Raw genomic sequence first — 8502 nt, forward strand, 5'->3', positions numbered from 1 at the left:
GCCGTCAGTTCGCGGCCACCGTGCCCAGGAAGCGGATGTGGGGCCGGTCGGCGGGACCGGAGCGGGTGACCTCGGCGCGCACGCCGTACACGTCGGCGATCAGGGGCTCGGTCAGCGTGTCGCCCGGGAGGCCGGCGGCGACCACCCGGCCGTCCCGCAGGACGACGACCTGGTCGCAGTACATGGCCGCCAGGTTCAGGTCGTGCAGGGCGACGACGCTGGTGACGGGGAGTTCGGCGATCAGGTTCAGCAGGTCGAGCTGGTGCTGGATGTCGAGGTGGTTGGTGGGTTCGTCCAGTAGCAGCTCGCGCGGCTCCTGGGCCAGGGCGCGGGCGATCTGCACGCGCTGGCGTTCGCCGCCGGAGAGCGTGTGCCAGGGCTGGTCCGCGCGGTCGGTGAGGCCGGTGCGCTCCAGCGCCGTGCGTACGGCTTCCTCGTCCGCCTCGGTGGCGGAGGCCCAGGCGCGTCGGTGCGGGATGCGGCCGAGGCGTACGACGTCGAGAACGGCCAGCTCGACGAGGGTGTCGGCGTGCTGTTCGACGACGGCTGCGCGCTTGGCCACGGCGCGGCGGCCCCAGTCGCCGAGTGGACGCCCGTCGAGGGTGACGACGCCGGAGGTGGGGGCGAGGACGCCGGACAGCAGTCGCAGCAGCGTCGACTTCCCAGAGCCGTTGGGGCCGAGCAGGCCGGTCACGGATCCGGGCCGGGGGGTGAGGCTGACGCCGTCGAGGATCAGCCGTCCGCCGAGGGTGCGGCTCACGCGGTCGGCGACGAGGGCAGGCGATCCGGCGGGCGACTTCACGGCGGGGCCCGGTACGGCGGGCGGCCGGGCGCCGTCGTCCCCCCGCTGTGTGCGGGCCGTCATCGCATCCTCCTCGTGCGATAGAGGACCAGGACGAACGCCGGGACGCCGACGAGTGAGGTCACCACGCCCACCGGCACCTCCTGGGGATCGAGGACTGTACGGGCCAGCGTGTCGGCCCACACCAGGAACACCGCCCCGGCGAGCGCGGTGCCGGGTAGCAGCCGGGCGTGCCCCGGGCCGACGAGTGCGCGGGCGGCGTGCGGCAGGACGAGGCCGACGAAGCCGATGGCACCGGCCGAGCTGACCAGTGCGGCGGTCAGCAGCGCGGTCACGCACAGCAGTACCAGCCGGGTCCGGGCGACCGAGACCCCGAGCGTGGCCGCGGCGTCCTGGCCGAAGGCGAAGGCGTCCAGGGCGCGTGCGTGGCCCAGGCACAGCACGAGGGCGAGGGCCAGCGCGGCCGCGCAGAGCCCCACCTCGGTCCAGTCCGCCCCGCTGAGCGACCCGAGCAGCCAGAACAGCACGCCCCGGGTGGTCTCCGCGTCGGCCGCCGTCGTCACCACGAACGAGGTCAGGGCGGAGAACAGCTGCATCGCGGCCACTCCGGACAGGACCACCCGGTCCGTCGTCCCGCCGAGCGTGTGGCTGAGGAGCAGCACCAGCGCGAACGAGCCGACCGCGCCCACGAACGCGCCGGCGGAGACGGACAGGACACCGCCCCCGGCGCCGAGCACGATCACGGCGACGGCGCCGGTCGACGCCCCGGAGGAGACCCCCAGGACGAAGGGGTCGGCGAGGGGGTTGCGCAGCAGCGACTGCATCACCGCGCCGCACACCGCGAGGCCCGCCCCGCACACCGCGGCGAGCAGGGTGCGCGGCAGCCGCAGGTTCCAGACGATGCCCTCGCGGATCGCGGTGAGATCCGAAGTGCCCCACCCCAGGCGGGAGGTGACCACCGACCAGACGTCACCCACCCCGATGTCCGCCGGACCGATGGTGATGGCCACGGCGACGGACACGGCGAGCACCGCCAGCCCGCCGCCCAGGCCGGCCACGCCGCGCAGCACCCGGACGGCGCCCCGCGTCTGGCGGACAGGTGAGGACCGCAGGGCGGTGGTCATCCGCCGAGCCCGTACGCGCGCAGCGCCGCGGCCACCTTCTCCACGCCCTCGACGGTTCGGATCGTCGGGTTCATGGCCTGCCCGCTGAGCAGCACGTACCGCTTCTCCTTCACCGCCTGCATGTTCTTCGTCGCCGGATTCGACTCCAGGAACGCGATCTTCTTCGCGGCCGACTCGGCGGTCTGTGACTTGCGGGTGAGATCGCCGATGACAAGCACGTCGGGGTCGCGGTCGGCGACGGTCTCCCAGTTGATCTGGGGCCATTCCTGTGTGCTGTCGTCGAAGACGTTCTTCGCGCCGAGCGCGTCGGTGATGATGCCGGGCGCGCCGCAGCAGCCCGCCATGTAGGGGGACTCCTGGTTCGCGAACCAGTACAGAACAGTGGTGTTCTCTGCGCGGATCCCGGACGCGGCCTTCGTCACCCGGTTCTTCAGCCGGCCGACCAGCTGCTCGCCACGCTCCTCCACGCCGAAGACCCGGGCCAGCTCCCGCACTTCGCCGTAGACAGTCTCCATGGCCAGGGGCTTCGTCCGTGAACCGTCGCCGTCGCCGCTGTTGTCCTTGCCCTCGCAGTCGGCGGGCGACAGATACGTCGGCACGCCGAGCTCCTCGAATTTCTCGCGGGGAGCCACACCGCCCTTGCCCAGGGTGGACGCGAAGGACGACGCCACGAAGTCCGGTTCGGTGTCCAGGACCCGCTCGAACGACGGCTGGTTGTCGGCCAGCCGCGGCACCTCGGCGTTGGCCTTCTCCAGTCCCTTCATGACGGGGTCGGTCCAGGTCGCGGTTCCCGCGATGCGGTCGGCGAGGCCGAGGGAGAGCAGGATCTCGGTGGTGCCCTGGTTCAGGGACACGGCCCGCTGCGGCGGAGCCTTGACCGTCACCTTCTGCCCGCAGTTGTCGAGCGTGACGGCTCCGGCATCGGAGCCGCCGGACTTCGCGGACGAGCCGGAGCCGGAACCGCACGCGGTGAGCAGCAGGGACCCGGTCAGGAGGAGGGCGGAACAACGGGCGGGACGTGACAAGTGCACGGTGGCGGCTTCCTAGGCGTCAGGACCCATACGCGGGGTCCGTGCGGACGTTCGGTCGCCAGCAGGTCTTCGGACTCGGGATCGCCCCGGCGGAACGCCTTCCCGGACCCGGCCGTGACCGTCGTCCAGTGGCTTGCTGCCCCGCCCGTCACCCTCACCGCTGCGCGTCAGTTCCGGACTCTCACCGGATTCCCTGACTCGTGCACGTGTACAGCCACGCTCACGAGTTCGACTGGCGTCCGGAAGCTACCACAGCACTACTCACGTGGTCCGACATGCCCCGTCGATGAACCACTTCGGGGCGGAGGGAGATTCTGATGTGCCCCGGATGACCGTGACCTCCTCATGCGGACGCCAGGGGTCCTGGACCGCAGGACTCGTTGATCCGGGGTCCCGAGGCGTGACCGCAGGCCGACGGGATCCGAGGGGGTCCAGGCCGGCGCGGGCGGTGTAGAGCGCGGCGGTGCAGCCGGCCGGGCCCGAGCCGATGACGATGACGTCGCGCACGTCGGTGGCGTCGCTCATGCCTGCGGTTCCGGGGCGATCTCCTTGATCAGGCCCTCGACCAGCACCTTGATCTCGTCGCGGATGGGGCGGACGGCCTCGACGCCCTGGCCGGCCGGGTCCGCCAGCTGCCAGTCCAGGTACCGCTTGCCGGGGAAGACCGGGCAGGTGTCGCCGCAGCCCATGGTGATGCAGACGTCGGACTCCTTGACCGCGTCCACGGTCAGCATCTTGGGCACCTCGGCGGAGATGTCGATGCCGACCTCGCGCATCGCTTCCACGGCGGCGGGGTTGACGTTCTCGCCGGGGTTGGAGCCGGCGGAACGGACCTCGACGCGGTCCCCGGCCAGGTGGGTCAGCCACGCGGCGGCCATCTGCGAGCGGCCGGCGTTGTGGACACAGACGAACAGCACGGAGGGCTTGTCGGACATCAGGAGGTCTCTCTTGTCTCGCGACGGCATCAGGCGCGAATGACTTCAGCACCCGGTGGTGTCAGCCACCACTGATGTGAAAGTATCAGTACATGATGACGTCAGTCGACACTGACCTGATCCGGGTTCTGGCGGACCCGCTCAGGCTGCGGATCGTGACCCTGCTCGCCGAAGAGACGCTGTGCACCACCCACCTCGTGGAGGAGACCGGTGCCCGGCAGACCAACCTCTCCAACCATCTGAGAGTGCTGCGCGAGGCAGGTGTCGTCGAGACGGAGCCGTGCGGCCGCTACACGTACTACAGGGTCCGCCCGGACGTCATCGCCTCGCTCGCCGGTCAGTTCGCCGACCTGGCCGAGTCCGCCCGCAACGCCGCCGACAACAAGAGGGCCTGTCCGTGACCCGCACCGAAGCGCCCGCGACGACCACCGAGGAGTCCTCCGTCGTCGCGAAGCTGTCGACGCTCGACCGCTTCCTCGCCGTCTGGATCCTCGTCGCCATGGCCGTCGGCCTCGGCCTGGGCCGAGCCGTCCCGGGCCTGAACGACGCCCTCGCCAAGGTCGAGATCGGCGGCATCTCCCTGCCGATCGCCATCGGCCTGCTGATCATGATGTATCCGGTCCTGGCCAAGGTCCGCTACGACAAGCTCGACGCCGTCACGGGCGACCGCAAACTCATGGCCTCGTCGCTGGTGATCAACTGGATCGTCGGCCCGGCGGTGATGTTCGCACTCGCCTGGATCTTCCTGCCGGACCTGCCCGAGTACCGCACCGGCCTGATCATCGTCGGGCTCGCCCGCTGCATCGCCATGGTCATCATCTGGAACGACCTCGCCTGCGGCGACCGCGAGGCCGCGGCCGTACTCGTCGCGCTGAACTCGGTCTTCCAGGTCCTCGCGTTCGGCCTGCTCGGCTGGTTCTACCTCGACCTGCTGCCCGGCTGGCTGGGCCTGGGCGACGGTGAGCACCTGGACATCTCCATGTGGAAGATCGCCCTGAACGTCGTCATCTTCCTCGGCGTCCCACTGCTCGCCGGGTTCCTCACCCGACGCATCGGCGAGAAGAGGCTCGGCCGCGAGAAGTACGAGTCCAGGTTCCTGCCGAAGATCGGCCCGTGGGCGCTCTACGGCCTGCTGTTCACGATCGTCATCCTCTTCGCCCTGCAGGGGAAGACCATCACCTCCCAGCCCTTCGACGTCGCCCGCATCGCACTGCCGCTGCTGGTGTACTTCGCCGTCATGTGGGCCGGGACCTTCCTGCTGGGCAAGGCGATCGGCCTCGCCTACGACCGCACGGCCACCCTCGCCTTCACCGCCGCCGGCAACAACTTCGAGCTGGCCATCGCCGTCGCCATCGCCACCTTCGGCGTCACCTCCGGCCAGGCCCTCTCCGGCGTCGTGGGACCCCTCATCGAGGTGCCCGTACTGATCGGCCTCGTCTACGTGTCCCTGGCCTGGCGCAAGAAGTTCACCCCGTCCGCTCTGACCACCGAGGGCAGGGACTACTGATGCACTGCCGCGCACAGGGAACGACGAGCACAGCCGTCGGCGTCTGCCACGACTACGGAGCCGCCGTCTGCCACGAGGGCACGCTCGTCGCCGGTCGCGTCAAGCGTGGGGGACCCCTCCTCGGAGGACCCGGCGAGGTCACGGCCCGCACCATTCGGTGCACCACGTGCGCGGCGGCACGGGCGGCATGACACAGCGCACCGACGTGGTGGTGATCGGCGGCGGCCAGGCAGGGCTCGCCGCCGGCTACCACCTGCGCCGCCAGGGCCTGGACTTCGTCGTCCTCGACGCCCAGGCCACCCCGGGCGGGGCCTGGCAGCACACCTGGGACTCACTCCGCCTGTTCTCCCCGGCCGCCTTCTCCTCGCTCCCCGGCCGCCTCATGCCACCGCAGCCGGGCCAGGAGTACCCGGACGCCGGGCACGTGGTGGACTACCTGAGCGACTACGAGAAGCGATACGACCTCCCCGTGCGGCGACCGGTCCGGGTGATCGGCGTGCACGACGACGGCCGGCTGCTGCGAGTGGAGACCGACTCCGGCACGTGGCACGCACGCGCGGTGATCAGCGCGACCGGCACGTGGTGGCGTCCCTTCCTCCCCGCCGTCCCCGGCCGCGGGGACTTCGAGGGCAGGCAACTGCACACCGTCTCCTACCGCGGACCGCGGGACTTCGCGGGCCAGCGCGTGATCGTCGTCGGGGGCGGCAACTCCGGGGCACAGATCGCCTCCGACCTCGCCCACGACACCGAACTGACCTGGGTGACCCAGCGCCCGCCCCGGTACCTCGCCGACGACATCGACGGCCGCGCCCTGTTCGACGCGGCCACCGCCCGACGCCGCGCCCTCGACGAGGGCCGCACCGACACCGGCGGCGTCGCCTCCCTGGGGGACATCGTCGCCGTACCGCCCGTGCGCGAGGCCCGGGACGCCGGGCGGCTGAAAGCGTCGCCCATGTTCGCCCGCCTCGACCGCGACGGCGTCGTCCGGGCCGACGGCACACGGGCGCCCGCCGACGCGGTGATCTGGTGCACCGGCTTCCGGCCCGCCCTCTCCCACCTGTCCCCCCTGGGCCTGCGCGGCCCGCGCGGCCACATCGCCACCCAGGGCACGCGCGCCGTGGCGGAACCCCGGCTGCACCTCCTCGGATACGGCGACTGGACGGGCCCCGCCTCCGCCACGCTCATCGGCGTCGGACGGCCGGCCCGCGACGCGGCGCGGGAGATCGCCGGGCGTCTCGCCGGCGAAAGGTGATCCGCGTGCGTTACCGGACGGCCAGCAGCTGGCCCATCGCCGCCAGCACCGACGGCTCGACCCGGTAGTAGACCCAGGTGCCGCGCCGCTCGGACGTGAGCAGGCCGGCCTCCTTGAGCTTCTTCAGGTGATGGGAGACGGTCGGCTGCGAGACGCCGACGTCGGAGATGTCGCACACGCACGCCTCGCCGCCCTCGTGCGAGGCGACGGCCGAGAACAGCCGCAGCCGCACCGGGTCGCCGAGGGCCTTGAACATGCGGGCGGTCCGCTCGGCCTCCTCGGCGGTGAAGGGGCGCTCGCTCAGCGGCGGGCAGCACGGCACCGCGGCGGCGGGGGCCTCGGATGGTTCCAGAAGCGGCAGTGCCTTGGCATTCGACATACGTCTATGTTGACACACGTCGAACCAGATTCTCCACCGATGACCGCCACGTCGACGTGTTCCATGCCCACCCCCTCGGATTGCTCGTATCTGCAGTTTCGATAGATGTCTATGTTGACGCTCATCGAAGCAGGTGCCATGCTGGTCTCGCAAGGGATCGACAGATGTCGAAGCAAAAGGGAGTGTCGTCGCCGTGTCCAACACCAGCGTGCCCACCACCGACCACCAGCAGCCCGTCGTGGTCATCGGCGCCGGCCCCGTCGGCCTGGCCGCGGCCGCACACCTCGTCGAGCGCGGCATCGAAGCCCTGGTGCTGGAGGCCGGTCGGTCCGCCGCCACCGCCGTGCGCGAGTGGGCGCACGTCCGCCTGTTCTCGACCTGGGCCGAGGTCACCGACCCGGCCGCCGAGAAACTGCTCGCCCCCACCGGCTGGGTCCGCCCCGACGGGACGACGTACCCGACCGGAGGCGACTGGGCCGAGCGGTACCTCCAGCCGCTCGCCGACATCCTCGGCGACAAGGTCCGCTACGGAGCGACGGTCACCGGCGTGGCCCGTGCCGGCCGCGACCGGATCGTCGACTCGGGCCGCGAGGAGCAGCCCTTCACCGTGCACATCGAGACGGCGGACGGCGGCGAGGAGCGGATCACCGCCCGCGCCGTCATCGACGCCTCCGGCACCTGGTCCGTGCCCGGCCCGATGGGCGCGAACGGTATCCCCGCCCTCGGTGAGAAGAAGACGGCCGAGCACATCACCTACCGCGTACCCGACCTCAAGGACCCGGCCGTCCGAGCCCGCTACGCCGGCAGGCGTACGGCGGTCGTCGGCTCCGGCGCCTCCGCGTTCACCGCCCTCGCCCTGCTCGCCGACCTGGCCGGGGAAGAGGCGGACACGCACGCGGTCTGGATCCTGCGCCGCGGCATCGGCGAGGCCACGTACGGCGGCGGCGAGGCCGACCAGCTCCCGGCCCGCGGCGCCCTCGGCCTGCGCGCCAAGGCGGCGGTGGAGAAGGGGTACGCAAGCGCCGTCACCGGCTTCCGTACGGAAGCGGTCGAACGGGACGGCGACCGGCTGGTCCTGGTCGCCGAGGACGGCCGCCGCCTGGACCCGGTCGACGAGGTCATCGCCCTGACCGGCTTCCGCCCCGACCTCTCCTTCCTCTCCGAGCTTCGTCTCGGCCTCGACGAGCGCCTCCAGGCCCCGACCGCACTCGCCCCGCTGATCGACCCGAACGTCCACTCCTGCGGCACCGTCTACCCGCACGGCGTCAAGGAGCTCTCCCACCCCGAACAGGGCGTCTACCTGGCCGGCATGAAGTCCTACGGCCGCGCCCCCACCTTCCTCGCCATGACCGGCTACGAGCAGGTCCGCTCCATCACGGCCGCCCTCGCCGGCGACCACGAGGCGGCCGAACGCGTCGAGCTGACCCTGCCGGAGACCGGCGTGTGCGGCGGCGCGGGCCTGTTCGACGAGC

9 protein-coding genes, 1 pseudogene and 1 riboswitch are annotated in these 8502 nt (G+C 71.6%); of the genes and pseudogenes, 4 read left to right on the plus strand and 6 right to left on the minus strand.

Annotated features, from left to right (window positions below; all coding sequences use genetic code 11):
* Positions 1-4: 4 nt before the first annotated feature.
* The 5 genes and pseudogenes from EBH09_RS29435 to EBH09_RS29455 form a co-directional block, all read right to left on the minus strand.
* Positions 5-865, minus strand: a complete 861-nt coding sequence (locus tag EBH09_RS29435) for an ABC transporter ATP-binding protein (RefSeq protein ID WP_121749947.1) — start codon at positions 863-865, stop codon at positions 5-7.
* Positions 862-1926: an iron chelate uptake ABC transporter family permease subunit gene (locus tag EBH09_RS29440; RefSeq protein WP_121749948.1), complete on the minus strand. Its 1065-nt coding sequence runs from the start codon at positions 1924-1926 to the stop codon at positions 862-864. The genes EBH09_RS29435 and EBH09_RS29440 overlap by 4 nt, the downstream gene beginning before the upstream one ends.
* The gene (locus EBH09_RS29445; RefSeq protein WP_121749949.1) at positions 1923-2957 is read right to left on the minus strand and encodes an ABC transporter substrate-binding protein; all 1035 of its coding nucleotides are present in this window, start codon (positions 2955-2957) and stop codon (positions 1923-1925) included. The genes EBH09_RS29440 and EBH09_RS29445 overlap by 4 nt, the downstream gene beginning before the upstream one ends.
* A 42-nt stretch (positions 2958-2999) precedes the next feature.
* Positions 3000-3196: riboswitch (cobalamin riboswitch) on the minus strand.
* Positions 3197-3380: 184 nt separating this feature from the next.
* A pseudogene (locus tag EBH09_RS39315) lies at positions 3381-3482 on the minus strand (FAD-binding protein); the annotation flags it as partial.
* Positions 3479-3892, minus strand: a complete 414-nt coding sequence (locus EBH09_RS29455; RefSeq protein WP_121749951.1) for an arsenate reductase ArsC — start codon at positions 3890-3892, stop codon at positions 3479-3481. The pseudogene EBH09_RS39315 and the gene EBH09_RS29455, both read right to left, overlap by 4 nt.
* Positions 3893-3984: 92 nt before the next feature.
* Here EBH09_RS29455 and EBH09_RS29460 point away from each other — a divergent pair, with 92 nt between their 5' ends.
* The 3 genes from EBH09_RS29460 (at position 3985) to EBH09_RS29470 (ending at position 6651) form a co-directional block, all read left to right on the plus strand.
* Positions 3985-4293, plus strand: a complete 309-nt coding sequence (locus EBH09_RS29460; RefSeq protein ID WP_121749952.1) for a metalloregulator ArsR/SmtB family transcription factor — start codon at positions 3985-3987, stop codon at positions 4291-4293.
* The gene (gene arsB, locus EBH09_RS29465; protein WP_121749953.1) at positions 4290-5399 is read left to right on the plus strand and encodes an ACR3 family arsenite efflux transporter; all 1110 of its coding nucleotides are present in this window, start codon (positions 4290-4292) and stop codon (positions 5397-5399) included. Before EBH09_RS29460 ends, arsB begins: the two co-directional genes overlap by 4 nt.
* Positions 5400-5586: 187 nt before the next feature.
* Entirely contained in the window at positions 5587-6651 is a 1065-nt protein-coding gene (locus EBH09_RS29470; protein ID WP_121751065.1) for an ArsO family NAD(P)H-dependent flavin-containing monooxygenase, read from the plus strand.
* A 10-nt stretch (positions 6652-6661) separates the two neighbouring features.
* Here EBH09_RS29470 and EBH09_RS29475 read toward each other — a convergent pair whose 3' ends face one another.
* A complete protein-coding gene (locus EBH09_RS29475; protein ID WP_121749954.1) occupies positions 6662-7030 on the minus strand; it encodes a metalloregulator ArsR/SmtB family transcription factor in 369 nt (122 codons plus the stop codon).
* Positions 7031-7223: 193 nt separating this feature from the next.
* Here EBH09_RS29475 and EBH09_RS29480 point away from each other — a divergent pair.
* Positions 7224-8502 (plus strand): NAD(P)-binding domain-containing protein (locus EBH09_RS29480; RefSeq protein WP_193776604.1); only part of this gene is annotated, 1279 nt, incomplete at its 3' end.

This window comes from Streptomyces sp. E2N166 (genome assembly GCF_003671715.1).
In the GTDB taxonomy this organism is placed as follows: domain Bacteria; phylum Actinomycetota; class Actinomycetes; order Streptomycetales; family Streptomycetaceae; genus Streptomyces; species Streptomyces thinghirensis.

Coding starts and splice junctions, on each gene's coding strand:
- EBH09_RS29435 (WP_121749947.1), bottom strand. CDS start 865: ATGACGGCCCGCACACAGCGGGGGGACGACGGCGCCCGGCCGCCCGCC.
- EBH09_RS29455 (WP_121749951.1), bottom strand. CDS start 3,892: ATGTCCGACAAGCCCTCCGTGCTGTTCGTCTGTGTCCACAACGCCGGC.
- EBH09_RS29440 (WP_121749948.1), bottom strand. CDS start 1,926: ATGACCACCGCCCTGCGGTCCTCACCTGTCCGCCAGACGCGGGGCGCC.
- EBH09_RS29475 (WP_121749954.1), bottom strand. CDS start 7,030: ATGTCGAATGCCAAGGCACTGCCGCTTCTGGAACCATCCGAGGCCCCC.
- EBH09_RS29460 (WP_121749952.1), top strand. CDS start 3,985: ATGATGACGTCAGTCGACACTGACCTGATCCGGGTTCTGGCGGACCCG.
- EBH09_RS29470 (WP_121751065.1), top strand. CDS start 5,587: ATGACACAGCGCACCGACGTGGTGGTGATCGGCGGCGGCCAGGCAGGG.